The organism is Catalinimonas locisalis (assembly GCF_038039535.1).
GTDB lineage: Bacteria > Bacteroidota > Bacteroidia > Cytophagales > Cyclobacteriaceae > Catalinimonas.
Window position 1 is genome coordinate 69,022 of record NZ_JBBPHP010000008.1, and the last position, 15,478, is coordinate 84,499.

Below are 15,478 nucleotides of genomic sequence, written 5' to 3' on the forward strand. Positions count from 1 at the left end.
ATCGTTGAAAAGCCAGGATGAGTCGTAAATAGAGGGCTTGAAAAGCAAAAAGCCCGGCAATTACCAGGCTTTTCAATCTTACAAAAACTACTTGCTACTAAAATAAGCTGATCTCCTGAGTATATTCAAAACCATCACCTGCTACGCTTAGCACATAGTTATCTTTCGGTAATCGGTTGAGGTTTAATCGGTGAGCATATTTACCTTCAGGAGCAATTTGTTTCTGATAGGCAACTTCTCCCTTCTGATTTTTTAGCGTGATATCCATCGCCTTGGCAAAACGGTTTTCTATCAACAAATCAACTTTGCTGCCTTCACGAACTTTCACAAAAGGTTTAAAGCCTTTACTGGCATACTTGTCTTCCATGAGTTTGATACTACCATTTTCATTTACCTCAAATGTTTCGCTCTGGGTGTATGTTCCGCTCTGGAGTAGTACTTTATAGTTCCCGGCAGGCAATTGAGAGAAGTCAAACTTCTTGGCATAGGCTGCACCATTGAAATTTTCTTTATAGACAAGCTTACCTGCTGCGTTCAGCACTTTAAGGCTTGCTGAATGTGTCTCGGGCAGGTTCCATACTTTTACAATGGCTTTTTTACCTGATTCAATAGCCTGAAGTTGAATCTGCGCTTCATCAAAAGGGTTGGTAAATGCTGAACTAGTCATAGTTACAATGGCTACCAATGCCAAGATACTAAGCGTTCTAATTGGTCTTACAATACTGACTGACATAATCTGATTTTTGGTTAATGTTATCTTCACCAAATAATATTTGGTAATCAGAATTACGCGTCTGTTGCGGAATAGTTATATAATAATCATTTATCAATTTAATGTTAATATGTATTTTTTAAATAATTATATTTTAAACTAAATCCTCAGCATTGTATTCGGCGCTTTATTCGCAATTTTTTAAGAAACAGAATAAAATTTTGCAAACATTTTTATTCTTTTATTTCTTATGTGCATCTGTGTTGGCACATTGCTGTTGTATATTTTCCGCTGTGTTTTTTCCCCAGTTTGGCCACAAAGCATCAGAAGGTTGAGTTTTCTCAAACAAGAGGACCGCCTGATCAACCATCTGGCAAGCTTCCTGAGTATCACTTTTAAAAAACTGAGCAGTGCCGTACTGCATCTGAGCCAGCAGCATAAGCGCCCGTGGATTTTTGGGGTTCATCTGTACTGCTTCTGATAATGTTTGTATCGCCTGAGGTGCCAGTTGCGGACCGCGATTAGCCGGATCAAGCGCAACTCTTATCGTGTAAAGGTACCCCTGTAAAGCCACTACTTCAGATTTTTCATGCTCCTGAGCCGCGATCTTATCCAAATGAGCCTGTGCGAGATCCAGTTGTTCATCAGAACCTTCCATGGCTCCCAGGTTAATTCTTGCGTAAGCAGCATAGTAGGCAGGTAACCATTGATTACTTTCAGTAGCAGCAATCCGTTCAAAAAAATTGGCTGAGCGATTCATAGCTTCCGGACTGTCGGCGTTTTCAAGTTCAGCAATACCTTTTTTCATAGCTTCTTGATAGCCATTTTCTGCTTTGAGACAAAGAGAAAAAGCAAGCATTGTACCGATAATGAGAGTGAACAGTTTCATAAGTATTAATTTTAGCGTAAGTGAATATGTATATTTTGTGATTGCTCTATGTTGATTTGAGCTTTTTCAAAAGACGGAGGACCAAACATGCCCATTGCATCTTTAGAAAAACCATAGCCTTCTGTAGGGATGCCTACCGCATTCATATCAAGTTCTCCATTATCGTTATGGTCATGGATTACAGATACGGCATAAGTTCCCTGTGGAAGCTTCTCAAAGCTTACTTCTATGCTTCCGGTAGTATCCACTTTGACTGTTGTGGAGCGAAACGGGGTTTCAAGAAAGTGATCAGCTTTATCAAATATATCTACCAGTAGAGTACCTTCGGCTAAGCTAATGTCGTCGACAGTAACGCTCAGGGTATATTCAGCACTGAGATGAACTGGCTCTTCTGAAAAAAGACTAAACAAAACGGATAAAATAAGGGAAATCATCATTTTTATAGTGGTTTATAGTTGATCTAATTGATTGGCTTTTTGCTCTTTGGTAAGCGTAATGAATACGCCTACAAAGAAAAATCTGGGTGCTGGCGGAATGATTGCCTGCCGCGCAAATCTGCCATCTGTACCTGCCTGGTCGGCGTATTCATAACCAAAAATATTATTAGTACCCAGCACATTACTTACTGAGGTATAGAAGATGATATTTTGCCTGTACAGAAATGCGGCATTCAAGCTTAGGTTGTGGTAGGCTGGTGTCCTTCCTGCCTGAAAATCATCCTGATTAGGGTCGTGGTAAGGACGATTGCTCGCCCACTGATAACTTCCTCCCACTTGTGTCCTTATGTCAGAAATAAAATGCTTGTATACCGCGGAGAAATTATGCCGTGAGGCAAAACCGGGCATCGCCGCTTGGGGATAATTCAGATAGTCACGCTCGGTGTCCAGCAAAGAGTAGGAAATCCAGTAATCTCCATTAGGTATAGACTTACGATCTCGCCAGAAAATATCAATACCCCGGGCATAACCTTCTCCCTTATTATCCAGGTTGACAGGCTTTCCGTTTGAATTTATTTCGTATTTAATCAATTGGTCATATTGCTTATGATATCCTTCAATTCTGAAAGTTTTACGCTGACGAACAAACTGATAATTGAGTATATAATGGTCTGCCCTTGCGGAGCCAAGCTGTGAGTTCAGCAAAAGCCATTGAGTGGTAGGTTGCTGATAATACTGGCCATAAGCCCAGGAAACCTGACTTTCTTTTCCTGTTTTATACGCCATGGAGTATCGTGGAGAAACAATGTGTTTATTTTGAAGAGCTGAATAGGTGTATCTAAGGCCTGGGCGAATCACAAAACGAGAACTCAGGTATATATCACTCTCCACGAAGGTTGCGCTTAAGTTTTGTCTGAGTGTCATAAGTCGGGACTCAGCAGAGACTTCCTGGCTTAAGTGCTGTTTTGTTTGTTGAAACATATGTTCTGAACCCATGCGGATTGCCAACTGGTCCGACCAATCGTAGGTAAATACTGTTTTGGCATGCCAGTACTGATTTTCATCGTTTATATTATCTGTGTTTAGACTTCTGTACTGTTGATCATAAGTGTAAGAGAATCCGGAACGTACAGACCATTTTTTTCCAATAAGCTCACGGTAATTGAGATTTGCATATAAGTTATCATTGGTCAGATAAATACTATCCTGTTGATTTAGGTGATTAATATTATGCTGATGAATACCTAGTTCCGAACCGTTGTAATTAACATAGCCTTTGAGCAAGCCTGTGTCTGAAGTTTTTTTACCCCCAACCAGCGAAGCACCAAAAGTCTCCGGTGCTTTGTACATGTCCATACCCTGTGGAATAAAGAGCTGATAAGGAGCGAGATTTACATACTCTGCCTTAGCTGCAATAGAAGTTTTTTCCCAGGCATGCTGATGGGTTAAGTCTGCGCCCACTGTCATCAGTGAAATATCTGTCTGGGTTTGTTCGGGCTTGTCATGTGTATCTAGAATTAGCGCTGAAGATAATGCCTGTCCATATTCCGCTGAGTAGCCTCCGGTACTGAAAGTAGTGCCCTTGAATAGAAAAGGGGAGAAGCGGCCCCGGGTAGGTAAGTTGGGTACGCTGGCATTATAAGGAGTTTGCGCCTGCATGCCATCAATAAATACCTGGGTTTCATACCCCTCTCCCCCCCTGATAAACAGCCTGCCGTCTTCGCCAACGGTTTGGGTGCCGGGTAGCGTTTGCAAGGCACCATTGATGTCACCCAGTGCTCCGGCAGTAGTTACAATATCCAGAGGAGTCAGAACTACTGATTTGTTTCGCTCTCCCGCCTCAAAGGCTCCTGCCGTAATGGTAACCGCCTCCATGGCTCTGGTACTTTCATGAAGCTGGATATCAAAAGTAAGGTTGGTATCAGCTATTTGAATCTGTTGCTGATAAGAATTATATCCTATGGCACTCACGACCAGGGTTTGTTCCCCCTTTGAATTTGTGCTAAAAGTAAAATATCCCAACGAATCACTGGAAGTACCATCATAAGTGTTCAGCAAATAGATATTTGCGCCCATGAGGACTTCACCCTGTTGATTCTGAATATTGCCCTGTAGAATTGTTTGTGCCTGACTAGCGTATAAAAATGCCTGAGAAACTAAAAATATGATAACCGTTTTCATAAACCTTGGTTAGAGTATATAACAAAGGTGATGTGCAAGTCTGGAGAATAGTAATTTAACAAGCTGAAACGGCAGTTTTTTAGGATGAATCGCAGCTTACTGCTGACCAGCAGGATTTTTAGATTCATATGGGCGCTACTACTACATTGTAAGGAATGCTAAGGATTTGTATGGTGCTTCAGAAGAGAGTTTAGCTTATTTGTGTCTATGAAATGTTATTATTTTAATTTGTTGGAGCCCAAAGAACAGATCAACTACATTTATGAAAACTGTAAGTTGATTGATTTTCAGGTAGTGCGTGAGCGGTACAAGACCTACGGTATATGCCTATATTACGATGGGGTCATCTTTATTGAAGTGAGTTTCGACGGTATGCAGGGAGACCGAGTCAAAGAAATAAGGTCTTATGAAAGTGTATCCAAGCTTTCACACTGGTACGAACGGGTAGATATTAAGAGCGTATCTTCTCAAAAAATCTAAAGGCGAGCATCAGGAATTTGCTGGCTGCTGGCCAGATGACTGTTGGTATAATGTATATCCTGCGTAACTTCTTTGCTAAACCAGGCAGGGATTTCCAACTGCTTGCTTTGCTGAACGGATTCAAACTCTACTTCAGCCATTACTAATCCACTAAGCTTACCTTTGAATACATCTACCTCTATGGTAAGTTCGCCATGCGGTACTTCAAAACGCTTTTTCCGAAGATTACGGGCCTGGGTGAGCGGCCAAAGTGCCTGAAACTGTACTTCTGATAATTCTACTTCTACCTCTTCTCTTTCCAGAAATCCCTGATCTTTTACAGTCAGATAATATTTATCCCCTTTGCTTCTAACCCTTACCTGACGGCCGGAAGCACTATCAGTAATATAACCCTGCAAAATATCAGTACCGTGATATTGAGTAGTAATATAATCAGGAAGTTTCTTGACTAAAAATTTTCTCTCAATCTCCTTCGCCATACACAAAAAATTAATTGCCTGGCATAGGAAAGCCCCGTGCGGTGCCCTCTATTTCTTTGGCATAAAACATATCCAAAATTCTGCTGGCCAGCGATAGAAAATAAGTGCTGGAGCAGTGATGCGTCATATACTGCTTAGACAATTGGTAATAAGAACCAATATTATGGTTCAGCTGATCGTAAATGTCTTCTATGATGATTTGTGCGTTAACATTGCGCACCTCAGCCAGCTCTTCTATTTTGTAGAAGTAGTCATTATTGATCAGATAATTAGCCACATCAGATTCGCTAAGGTGCATCGCATTAAAACTTGAATGTAAATATAAAATTATATTCCTCGGAGGGGGATTAAAACACTTACCCTTTTTTGGTTGATTAATCTAAAAATTACAGTGCTGAAATAACTATTTAAACGTCAAGATAATGTATTCGGTTTAATAATTCTCTTTAAAAGCAAGATTTATCAAAAAACAGGAAATAATTATGAATGCCCTTTATATAGTTAATATTTTAGGTGAAGAGCCACAACATAGAAGGTATGCTGAACATAGCCAGAAAAGTTTCCATGGTGATAATTCCAGCCATGAGTTCACTATCTCCTCCTAGCTGCCGGGAAAGAATATAAGACGAAATCGCCCCAGGCACCGCAGCATAAATAAGTGCTACCTCTCTGCTTACTCCACTAATTCCGCTCAGATAGAAAAGCAACATGACTAAAGAAGGTAATGCTATTAACTTGAGAGTTGCGGTCAGACTAATGGCAAACATAGAGGCCCGCAAGGCTTTAAAGTTAAGCCCCGCACCAACTGAAAGCAGACCCAGGGGTAATGCGGCACGGCTGAAGATTTTCAGGAGCTCAATCCCAGTTTCCGGCAGACCGGTCAGGTTAAGTACTATACCCAGGAGGCAGGCAAGGATGAGAGGGTTGGTTATGAAAGTTTTCGTGAGCTGCTGCCAGTTCCGATTTGCCTGAGGGATATAAATGACAAAGGCCCCTACGCTGAGCACATTGACTAATGGTACGACTCCTGCAATAGCGATCGCGGTAAGTGCCAGCCCTTGTTCATGATAGAGTGCACTGGCAGCTGCCAGCCCCACGTAAGTATTAGGTCTGATGCTCCCCTGAAAGACAGAGGTAAAACGTGCAGGAGAGATTTTAAAAATAAACTGTATCAGCACCAGTAGAAGTGCAAGTAGACTGGTAGCCAGTACGAGCAATCCTGCCATAGGTAAAATGCCAGTATCGTTAAGCTTGGCTTCAGCAATCTTACTAACCAGTAAGGCGGGAAGTAAAACATAGTAGGTAAGCCGATCGGCCAACGGCCAGAAAGCTTTCCCGGGAAAGTTGTTTCTGTAAAAAATTTGTCCAAGTACTACCACCCCAAAGATGGGTAGTAAAGCTTCTAAAAATCTTAGCATTGAAAATTAACTATGTGTAACTAGTCTCAGCTTTTGTTGAACAAAGTTATTAGGCTTAGGTAAAATATGTTATTATTGTTTCAACACATGCTAAGTTTATGCAATACGATCTTAATAACAAACGTTTTCGCTCCTTATCTAATGATGCCCACGGAGATGTTGGTAACGAAACACTTTTCCATTACTATCAGGAGGGTGATTTGGTATGGGCAACCTACAGCGGAGGAACGATAAGGCAGGGAAATATCATCGGACGATGGCAGGATAGTGGAAAGTTAGAGATACGTTATCAGCACCTGAGTACAGACAATGCGTTTAAAACAGGAAAATGTCTCTCTACTCCCGAACTAGTTGATGGTAAGTTGTGGTTGCACGAACAGTGGCAGTGGACTAGTGGCGACCAGGCAAAAGGTACGTCTATTATAGAAGAATTATAACTTACTAAAGCATGAAGGAGCCAATCATAATTACCCAGATTGATGCATTTACGGACAAGCTTTTTGGTGGGAATCCGGCTGCCGTTTGTATCACTTCCGAGCCTTTGGAAGATAGCCTGATGCAGCAAATTGCCGCTGAAATGAATTTATCCGAAACTGCATTTCTTGTTAAGAAAGGGCATGGGTTTCATCTTCGGTGGTTTACACCTGCCAGTGAGGTAGAACTATGCGGACATGCTACGCTGGCGAGCGCTTTTATGCTTTGGGATCATGGCTTACTGGCACCCGATGAAGTAGCTGTGTTTGAAACTTTGAGTGGGGAGCTCAGAGCCAGTAAAGAGGGTGATAAGATTGTACTTGACTTTCCGGCTACTCCCGCACAACTTGTAGATCATGAAGAGATTAAGTCATTATTTGATGCTGGAATTAGATTTCTGGGCAAAAACGCTTATGATTACCTGGTGATCCTGGAAAATGATGAAGATGTATTGAAGCTGAAGCCGGATTTTAACCACATGTTAGAGATAGACTGCCGAGGCATCATCGTAAGTGCAAAGTCTACCAATCCTGATTATGACATTATTTCTCGCTTTTTTGCTCCAGCCTGTGGCATCAATGAGGACCCAGTTACAGGCTCTGCTCACTGTACATTGGCCCCATACTGGGCAGAGCAGTTGGGCAAAAAAACTTTGAAAGCCTATCAGGCGTCTACACGGGGTGGAGATCTGGAACTAGAGTATTTAGGGGAACGTGTAAAACTCAAAGGAAAAGCAGTAGCTGTCATGCAGGGTGAATTGTTCATCCCTTAGGGATATATTCTCAGAATATATTGTTGGTATTGCTGAAGAATGCTTATTAGATTTATCCGCTAAAAAAATTGATCTATGTATATACAGGGAGACGCTAAAAAGGATATGACCTATGATGCTATCGTCATCGGTTCGGGAGTCAGTGGAGGCTGGGCTGCTAAGGAACTTTGTGAAAAAGGAGTGAAAACTTTGGTCCTGGAGAGAGGCCGGCAGGTAGAGCATGTAAAGGATTATCCAACCACGAATAAGTTTCCCTGGGAGATTCCTCACCGAGGTAGATTTACGCCTGAGTTTGCCAAAGAAAACCCTATCGTAGACCGTTGCTATGCTTTTGAAGAAGCTACTGAGCACTTTTTTGTCAAAGACAAGGAGCATCCTTATGTGCAGGAAAAGCCTTTTGACTGGATCAGAGGCTATCAGGTAGGAGGGAAGTCCCTAATCTGGGCAAGACAAACTCAACGATGGAGCAACTATGAGTTTGAAGCTCCTGCCCGGGATGGCTTTGCAGTAGACTGGCCAATTCGCTACAACGATCTGGACCCCTGGTACTCCCATGTAGAAAAATTTGTAGGCATCAGCGGTAATCGTGATAACATCCCTAACCTTCCCGATAGTGAGGTACTTCCTCCTTTTGACCTGAACTGTGTAGAGAAACATATTCAGCAGCGAGTAAAGGAACAATATGCTGACCGTCATGTGATTATCGGGCGCTGTGCGCACCTTACTGAGCCGCAGGAAATTCATATCCAGCAGGGCAGAGGCAAGTGCCAGGCCCGTCACCTTTGTTATCGTGGTTGTCCGTTTGGCGCATATTTTAGTTCTAATTCATCTACCATTCCCTGGGCTGCCAAAACCGGTAATCTGACCTTAAGGCCTGATTCTGTAGTACATTCCATTATTTACGATGAGGACAAAGGGAAAGCAGTGGGTGTGAGAGTAATTGATGCACAAACCAAAGAGATGGTGGAGTATTACGCCAGAATCATTTTTGTGAATGCCGCGGCACTCAATTCCAATCTACTGCTGCTTAACTCTACTTCCAAGCGTTTCCCTAATGGCTTAGGTAATGATAATGGATTGATGGGTAAGTATGTAGCTTTTCATAATTATAGGGGTAGCATGCTGGCCAGTTACGAAGGTTTTGAGGATCAATATTATTACGGCCGTAGACCTACCACTGCTTTTATGCCATCTTTCCGTAACGTCTTCCAGCAGGATACTGACTTCCTGCGGGGTTATATGGTAGCTTTCAGTGCCTCACGCCAGGGGTGGCAGCGGGGTATGGCAGAAGAAACCCGTTTTGGCGGAGAATGGAAAGATGCACTCAGTCAGCCCGGCGACTGGCAGGTATACATGATGATGCAGGGCGAAACCGTACCCAAAGAAGAAAATCACGTACGTCTCAGCGAAGATCAAAAAGATCCTTACGATATGCCGCAATTAGTTACTTCTATCGGCTATGATGATAATGATGAGAAAGTATTGCAGGACTTTCTGGAACAGGGGGCAGAGATGTTAGATAAGTCGGGCTGCAAGAATATTAGAACCATGGATAGTAAGCAGGCTCCCGGCCTGGATATTCATGAAATGGGTGGAGTAAGAATGGGCAGAGATCCTAAAACATCACTACTTAATCAATGGAACCAATTGCACACCTGCCAGAATGTGTTTGTAACCGATGGTGCCTGTATGACTTCAGTAGGTAATCAAAACCCTTCGCTTACCTTTATGGCTCTTACGGCCCGGGCAGCGAATTATGCGATGGATGAAATGAAAAAAAGCAACCTATGATGCCTTTGCTTCTGGCAAAGTATGCCTGCTAAAACACTCACTTAATGGCTTGATTTTAGTATAGAAGAGCCGAACAAATTGTGTGAAGCAGTGTTAGAGCGAAAGAATAGCGTATTTATTTTTTTGCATTCTTTAATTTTGCATTGATGGATTCATTTTTTGAGCAGTATGCCAAGGCTGCTATGACTTCCCTGGGCTTCTTCTGGATGGCATTCTGGGCATTTGTACTGGGCTATGCGGTAAGCAGCATGATACAGGTGTTTGTCACCCAGGAGCGTATGAAAAAAAGCATGGGACAGGCTGACAGTAAAGCAGTCTTTTTAGGGACATTTTTTGGCTTTATCAGCAGCTCATGCAGTTTCGCCGCTCTGGCAACTACCAAATCATTGTTCAAGAAGGGAGCAGGTTTTGTGCCTTCTATTGCTTTCTTATTAGCTTCCACCAATTTGGTGATTGAACTGGGAATCATCATCTCCATCTTTCTGGCCTGGCAGTTTGTAGTGGGTGAGTACATCGGGGGCATATTGTTAATTCTTATTTCCTGGATGTTGGTAAGGATTACCAATCCTAAAAAGCTTATCAAAAATGCACGAGAGCGCCTGGGAGATGATGGTGAATCACATGCTGAGAAGACTGACTGGAAAAAGCAAGCCACCTCAGTGACTGGTTGGAAAAGAGTAAGTATGCAATATTTCATGGAATGGAATATGGTGTGGAAAGATGTAACGGTAGGTTTTACACTGGCGGGAATTATCGCAGCATTTGTTCCTTCAAGTTTTTTTGAAACCCTGTTTATCGGAACCGGACAAGAAAATGCATCTTACAGCTTTTTTACCCTGCTGGAACATGCTGTAGTGGGTCCGGTAGCTGCCTTCTGTACCTTTATCGGTTCTATGGGCAACATTCCCTTGGCCTCTTTACTTTACAGCAATGGCGTTAGCTTTGCCGGTATCATGGCCTTTATCTTCAGCGATCTGGTGGTGTTTCCGGTTCTGAGGATCAATGCCAAATATTATGGCTGGAAGATGTCGTTTTATATTCTCTTTCTGCTTTTTACTGCTCTTATCGCTACTTCTCTGCTCCTGCATTACGGCTTCAGTGCTTTTGACTTACTGCCAGAGTCTGGTGGTAAAAACATGGCGGACCAGTCACATTTTAAGATTGACTATACTTTCTTTCTTAATCTCGCTTTCCTGATTATTTCAGGAATTTTCGCCTGGCTGGCTTTTGGTAAAAAAGATAAAAACGGACATCATCACCATCACGAAATGGCTGATAAAGGAGCGGTAGAAACTGTGCTTAAATACCTTGCTTTTGTTTCTTATGTATGGCTTTTAGGAGGTTTGGTCGTAAAGTTTTTTGTGCTGTAAAAGATACATCAAGAATATGATTTGCCGATGAAGGCTTCTCATGGGAAGGATTAGGATGGTTTGAAAAGCAAAAATAGCTTAACTTGTTTAGAAGATGATTAAACACTTACCACCTAAACAAGCCTCAGTCCTAACCCCCATGCTATGAGGAGTCTTATTATTTTACTTAGTTGCTTTCCGCTCATAGGATATGCTCAGCCCTCTGAGTTTGTGATTGGAGAGGAGTATCAGTTGTATTCGGAAGTGCTGGGTGAGGAAAGAAGTTTCTACTTGAAGCTGCCAAATTCTTATGTGGGAGATGACTTTTATGTCAATAAACAATATCCGGTCTTGGTGCTACTGGATGGAGATGCGCACATTCATATTACTACTGGAATCGTCGGTTCTATGAGTGCCGGAACTACCGAAAAGATTCCCGAAATGATTGTTGTAGCGGTCAGGAATACAGACCGTAACCGTGATATGACGCCTTCATCTTCTTCGGCAGAGGAAAATGCTTCTGAAGGAGGAAGTACAGACTTCCTTCGCTTTTTGGAAGAAGAACTGCTCCCCAGAATAGATCATGAATATCGCACATTACCTTATTGGGTACTGGTAGGTCATTCGCTGGCAGGACTGTTTACCGTGGAGGCTTTTTTTAAGCATAGCAGTTTTGACGCTTATCTGGCCATTGATCCCAGCCTACATCGCTATGAAGATGAAATGGCAAAAGGACAAAGCCTCCTGCAGAAGGACACTTCTTTTCATACTTCGTTCTTCCTGGCACAGGCAAATAATCCCTTTAATCCGGGCAAATCCACTGGAACCCGTGGTGAAGCTTTACAATCCTTTGTGCGGTCGCTAGAGAGCAATGCTTCTCCCAGACTCAGAGACGCTTACCGTTTTTATGAAGATGAAGATCATTTTTCAGTATCTATGATTAGCATGATTCATGGCCTGGAATTTATTTTTGAAGATTACCAATTTCCATTGCACACCATCGCTGAAAGCAGTGTTGCTGACATTCAATATCATTATGAACAGTTTGCTGAAAGAATGGATGCCGCTATTCTTCCTCCGGGAAAGCTGCTCAATCAGGTAGGACATTTTTTATTGCAACAGGAGGAAAAGCTTACTGAGGCAATTGCCATTTTTGAATTGAATACCCAGTATTATCCCGAATCTTTCATCACCTTCCAGAGCCTTGCTGAAGCTTATCATGCCAATGCAGAAAATGATTTGGCTTTGCAGGCTTACAAAGAAGCGCTGAAGTGTAATCCAGGAAGTGAAGGTATCAGAAGAGCTATTCGCTCATTAGAAGAGATTTGAGGTTTTGTAGAACAAAACCTCAGTTTGGGTAGGTGTTCTAAAGTTTATACACAATGATAATTTTTTGCTTCTAAGAAAAACATCTTTTATAAGTCGCTGATAAAAAGGGTGTTGGGTATAGCTTTGTGCGATTGGCATGCTTATTTCCTTAAGAATTACTGTATTTTTTAATTTGATTTTTTAAACGAATAACTTTTTAGATATGAAACGTTCAGTAATTGCAATCGCAGCATTGGCTACTTTTTCTTTTGCCTCAATAGGTGCTCAGGCTACCCCCGATAAGCAGGAAACTTCTACAGCAGTAGTGTTAAAGGATGATCGTAAAGAAATAAAATACGAAGAGCTACCTGAAGAGGTAAGGACTTCTTTTGAAGATTCTCAGTTTAGCAATTGGGAAGTTTCCAAAGTGCATGAAGTAAAAGAAGTAGATAATACACGATATGAAATTACCATATCTGATGGTACACAAAGTGGTACTATTGCCTATGATGAAGATGGTAATATGATCGGATAACAAGAATCCTCTTTTTCTATATTTAATAATCCAATAACTTGTCATGTCGCTGACAAGAATGAGAAACCTGTTCCGTTTAAGGAGCAGGTTTTTTCATTTCATACGACAAAAGCAAAAAAAAATCTCTCTTTGTCTGAACATATCTTGGCAATACAGGTAATAAACATTAGCCCCACAACCCAAAGGCCTTTTAAAGAATAAACAAAGAAAAGAATGAACTGGAACGATGTAATCAGGTATGCCAATCAGGGTAGTCCTGAACCTGACAGAAGAGTAGAAAAAACTGACGAAGAGTGGAAAACACAACTTACCCCTGAACAATACAAAATAGCTCGGCTGAAAGGTACTGAAGCTGCTTTTTCAGGAGCACTTTGTCATGCACACGAACCTGGACAATACGCTTGCGTTTGTTGTGATACCGTTTTATTTGATTCTACCGAAAAGTTTGAATCAGGATCAGGTTGGCCCAGTTTTACCGAGCCGGTTAAAGACAATGTGATCAAATACGAGAAAGATACTTCTTTTGGAATGGTGAGGGTAGAAGTAATGTGCAACGTATGTGACTGCCATCTTGGGCACGTATTTCCTGACGGGCCTGCTCCCAGCGGTCTTCGCTTTTGTATCAATTCCGAGTCTATCAAATTACTAAAGGAAGCCGAGTAGTTTAATAGCTTTATGGTGCTGAATATTGTAGTTTACTTCCATAACACCATCATCAGTGACTGACTGGAATCCGGCTATTTATAGTAGCAAACATGCTTATGTATATCACTATGGTGAAAGCCTGATTGATTTGCTGGCCCCTGAGGCAGGGGAGAGGATATTGGATGTTGGCTGCGGAAGTGGGCAACTGACTGCCAAAATCCAGGAGATATGTGGACAAGCAGTAGGTATAGATAGCTCGGAAGAAATGATTGATGATGCAAAATCTAAATACCCAGACATAGAATTCAGTGTTGCAGATGCTTCTGATTTTAGCGTTGACCAGACTTTTGATGCGGTGTTTTCCAATGCAGCACTTCATTGGGTAATGGATTATGAGGGAGCTATACGCTCTATATATCACAGCCTGAAACCCGGAGGAAGGTTAGTATTGGAGATGGACGGTAAAGGCAATATTCAAACCATTATCAATCAGCTTAGAGTTTCTCTAAAACTACGAGGATTTACAGAGCAGGCTGAGTTAGCGCTTTGGTATTTTCCTTCCATTGGAGAGTATACACCATTGCTGGAAAAGCAAGGTTTTAGCGTGCTACTTGCCCAGCACTATGATCGTCCTACGGAAATGCCCAGTAATGAAAGTGGTATTGTAGACTGGCTTTCCATGTTTGCCGGTGCTTTTTTTTTGGGTATTTCTGAAAATGAGCAGGAAATCATCAAAGCTGAAGTGCAGGAAAAGATCAGACCCTACTGTTACGAAGAAAGCAAATGGTATGCTGATTACAAGCGACTCAGAATCATGGCTATGAAAGAGTAATACTAAAATCCTGGAATAAAATGCATTTTAGCGATTAAGAAATTTTACTTTTTTTTAATTATCCAGCAAGAAAGTGGGGCAAGGGATGTCTTTGTATTTTACTTTAGGACGACTACGGTTAGGATTATGCAAATGATATGTCAATGAAACCTCATGCGCCCCTCCTGAAGTGGGTCCTAAAGAAGAAAGGGTGATGTCGTAACTATAGCCAAACTCAAACTGAGCATACTTCATACCCACTAAAAAGATAAGGGCATCCTGGCTTACCTGATTTTCTTCTGGTGATTCCTGTACTGGCATCCCACGGTACCACATACCTACCATCACCGGATCATAGTGAAAATTAACGCCCAAATCTAATTGTTCAATGCTACCTTGTTTCTTCAAAATAAAAGAAGGAGCAATACTAGGTACAATGTTTCTGCGAAATGGACCATTATAAAGTCTTATCCTTGCTCCCCCATGTATTGATGTTTTCATGGGTAACTCGCTATTATCGCCAATCATGCTTATGTTAGGCTGATTCATATGGAAAGCAGAAGCGCCTATCCAAAAGGTTTTGCTGTATAATAACAAACCTGATCCGAAGTCAAAGTAATCAGTATCTTTCAGCGAAAAAACCAGCGGGTCGTTAGAAGGAATAGACGCATCTCCGTAAGACAATTGATCTAATAATACTACTTTATCTTTGTCAATGCCTCTGGTACCGTAAGCAAAGTGGAGACCAGGAGTAAGAATCCAGTTATTTGCCAGTTTGACTTTATAGGAATATAAAAAACCTACTGTTTTCGTACCCATTCCCACTGCTCCGGCTTTATCGGCTGTAGCCATCAGGCCAAAACCACTTCTTGCGTCTCGCATATTATAATCATAAGAAAAGGCATAGGTGACATAACCGTTAGCTACATTTCTCCATTGGTTTCGGTAATTGGCTACAAAACGATGTTCTTTGGTAGTACCAGTGAAAGCAGGATTGAGATATAAGGGAGCAGCGAAGAATTGACTAAACTGAGGATCTTGTGCATAAGCATAATTAACAATGGTTTTACAGATCAGGCATAAGAAGCAAACTCTTAGCACAAAGTTTTTGAGCTTATTCTTTTCAGGTTGTATAGTAGTATTTGACTGGGTGCTTATTCTTTGGTAGCAAGCTTTCATAACTGTAACAGTCAGATA

17 protein-coding genes are annotated in these 15,478 nt (G+C 41.7%); 9 read left to right on the plus strand and 8 right to left on the minus strand.

Annotated features, from left to right (window positions below):
* Nucleotides 1–97 precede the first annotated feature (97 nt).
* The 4 genes from WJR50_RS12625 to WJR50_RS12640 all read right to left on the minus strand — a co-directional run bounded on the left by WJR50_RS12625 (nucleotide 98) and on the right by WJR50_RS12640 (nucleotide 4,219).
* Nucleotides 98–733 (minus strand): T9SS type A sorting domain-containing protein, encoded by a 636-nt coding sequence (locus WJR50_RS12625; RefSeq protein WP_341293643.1) that lies wholly within the window; start codon nucleotides 731–733, stop codon nucleotides 98–100.
* 220 nt (nucleotides 734–953) lie between these two features.
* Nucleotides 954–1,601, minus strand: a complete 648-nt coding sequence (locus tag WJR50_RS12630) for a hypothetical protein (protein ID WP_341293644.1) — start codon at nucleotides 1,599–1,601, stop codon at nucleotides 954–956.
* Nucleotides 1,602–1,612: 11 nt separating this feature from the next.
* Nucleotides 1,613–2,038: a DUF2141 domain-containing protein gene (locus tag WJR50_RS12635; RefSeq protein ID WP_341293645.1), complete on the minus strand. Its 426-nt coding sequence runs from the start codon at nucleotides 2,036–2,038 to the stop codon at nucleotides 1,613–1,615.
* Between the two features lie 12 nt (nucleotides 2,039–2,050).
* A complete protein-coding gene (locus WJR50_RS12640; RefSeq protein ID WP_341293646.1) occupies nucleotides 2,051–4,219 on the minus strand; it encodes a TonB-dependent receptor in 2,169 nt (722 codons plus the stop codon).
* Nucleotides 4,220–4,426: 207 nt separating this feature from the next.
* On the opposite strand from WJR50_RS12640, the gene WJR50_RS12645 reads away from it, so the two are divergent.
* A complete protein-coding gene (locus tag WJR50_RS12645; RefSeq protein WP_341293647.1) occupies nucleotides 4,427–4,699 on the plus strand; it encodes a hypothetical protein in 273 nt (90 codons plus the stop codon).
* Here WJR50_RS12645 and WJR50_RS12650 read toward each other — a convergent pair.
* The 3 genes from WJR50_RS12650 to WJR50_RS12660 form a co-directional block, all read right to left on the minus strand.
* A complete protein-coding gene (locus WJR50_RS12650; RefSeq protein ID WP_341293648.1) occupies nucleotides 4,696–5,178 on the minus strand; it encodes a CYTH domain-containing protein in 483 nt (160 codons plus the stop codon). The two genes, WJR50_RS12645 and WJR50_RS12650, sit on opposite strands and share 4 nt — an antisense overlap.
* Nucleotides 5,179–5,188: 10 nt before the next feature.
* On the minus strand, nucleotides 5,189–5,476 hold the full coding sequence (locus tag WJR50_RS12655) for a hypothetical protein (RefSeq protein ID WP_341293649.1): 288 nt from the start codon (nucleotides 5,474–5,476) through the stop codon (nucleotides 5,189–5,191).
* Nucleotides 5,477–5,687: 211 nt separating this feature from the next.
* Nucleotides 5,688–6,596, minus strand: a complete 909-nt coding sequence (locus WJR50_RS12660; RefSeq protein WP_341293650.1) for an AEC family transporter — start codon at nucleotides 6,594–6,596, stop codon at nucleotides 5,688–5,690.
* Between the two features lie 98 nt (nucleotides 6,597–6,694).
* On the opposite strand from WJR50_RS12660, the gene WJR50_RS12665 reads away from it, so the two are divergent.
* From WJR50_RS12665 to WJR50_RS12700, 8 genes are all read left to right on the plus strand, one after another.
* A complete protein-coding gene (locus WJR50_RS12665; RefSeq protein WP_341293651.1) occupies nucleotides 6,695–7,033 on the plus strand; it encodes an avidin-fold protein in 339 nt (112 codons plus the stop codon).
* 11 nt (nucleotides 7,034–7,044) lie between these two features.
* Entirely contained in the window at nucleotides 7,045–7,842 is a 798-nt protein-coding gene (locus tag WJR50_RS12670; RefSeq protein WP_341293652.1) for a PhzF family protein, read from the plus strand.
* 75 nt (nucleotides 7,843–7,917) lie between these two features.
* Nucleotides 7,918–9,633 (plus strand): GMC oxidoreductase, encoded by a 1,716-nt coding sequence (locus WJR50_RS12675; RefSeq protein WP_341293653.1) that lies wholly within the window; start codon nucleotides 7,918–7,920, stop codon nucleotides 9,631–9,633.
* Between the two features lie 146 nt (nucleotides 9,634–9,779).
* Nucleotides 9,780–11,003, plus strand: a complete 1,224-nt coding sequence (locus WJR50_RS12680; protein WP_341293654.1) for a permease — start codon at nucleotides 9,780–9,782, stop codon at nucleotides 11,001–11,003.
* A 144-nt stretch (nucleotides 11,004–11,147) separates the two neighbouring features.
* Entirely contained in the window at nucleotides 11,148–12,311 is a 1,164-nt protein-coding gene (locus WJR50_RS12685) for an alpha/beta hydrolase-fold protein (protein WP_341293655.1), read from the plus strand.
* A 202-nt stretch (nucleotides 12,312–12,513) separates the two neighbouring features.
* Nucleotides 12,514–12,825, plus strand: coding sequence for a PepSY-like domain-containing protein (locus WJR50_RS12690; protein WP_341293656.1), 312 nt, complete (start codon nucleotides 12,514–12,516; stop codon nucleotides 12,823–12,825).
* 213 nt (nucleotides 12,826–13,038) lie between these two features.
* Nucleotides 13,039–13,488, plus strand: coding sequence for a peptide-methionine (R)-S-oxide reductase MsrB (gene msrB / locus WJR50_RS12695; RefSeq protein WP_341293657.1), 450 nt, complete (start codon nucleotides 13,039–13,041; stop codon nucleotides 13,486–13,488).
* A 55-nt stretch (nucleotides 13,489–13,543) separates the two neighbouring features.
* A complete protein-coding gene (locus WJR50_RS12700; protein WP_341293658.1) occupies nucleotides 13,544–14,302 on the plus strand; it encodes a class I SAM-dependent methyltransferase in 759 nt (252 codons plus the stop codon).
* A 54-nt stretch (nucleotides 14,303–14,356) separates the two neighbouring features.
* Here the strand turns inward: WJR50_RS12700 and WJR50_RS12705 are convergent, their stop codons facing one another.
* Nucleotides 14,357–15,460 (minus strand): PorP/SprF family type IX secretion system membrane protein, encoded by a 1,104-nt coding sequence (locus tag WJR50_RS12705; RefSeq protein WP_341293659.1) that lies wholly within the window; start codon nucleotides 15,458–15,460, stop codon nucleotides 14,357–14,359.
* Nucleotides 15,461–15,478 lie beyond the last annotated feature (18 nt).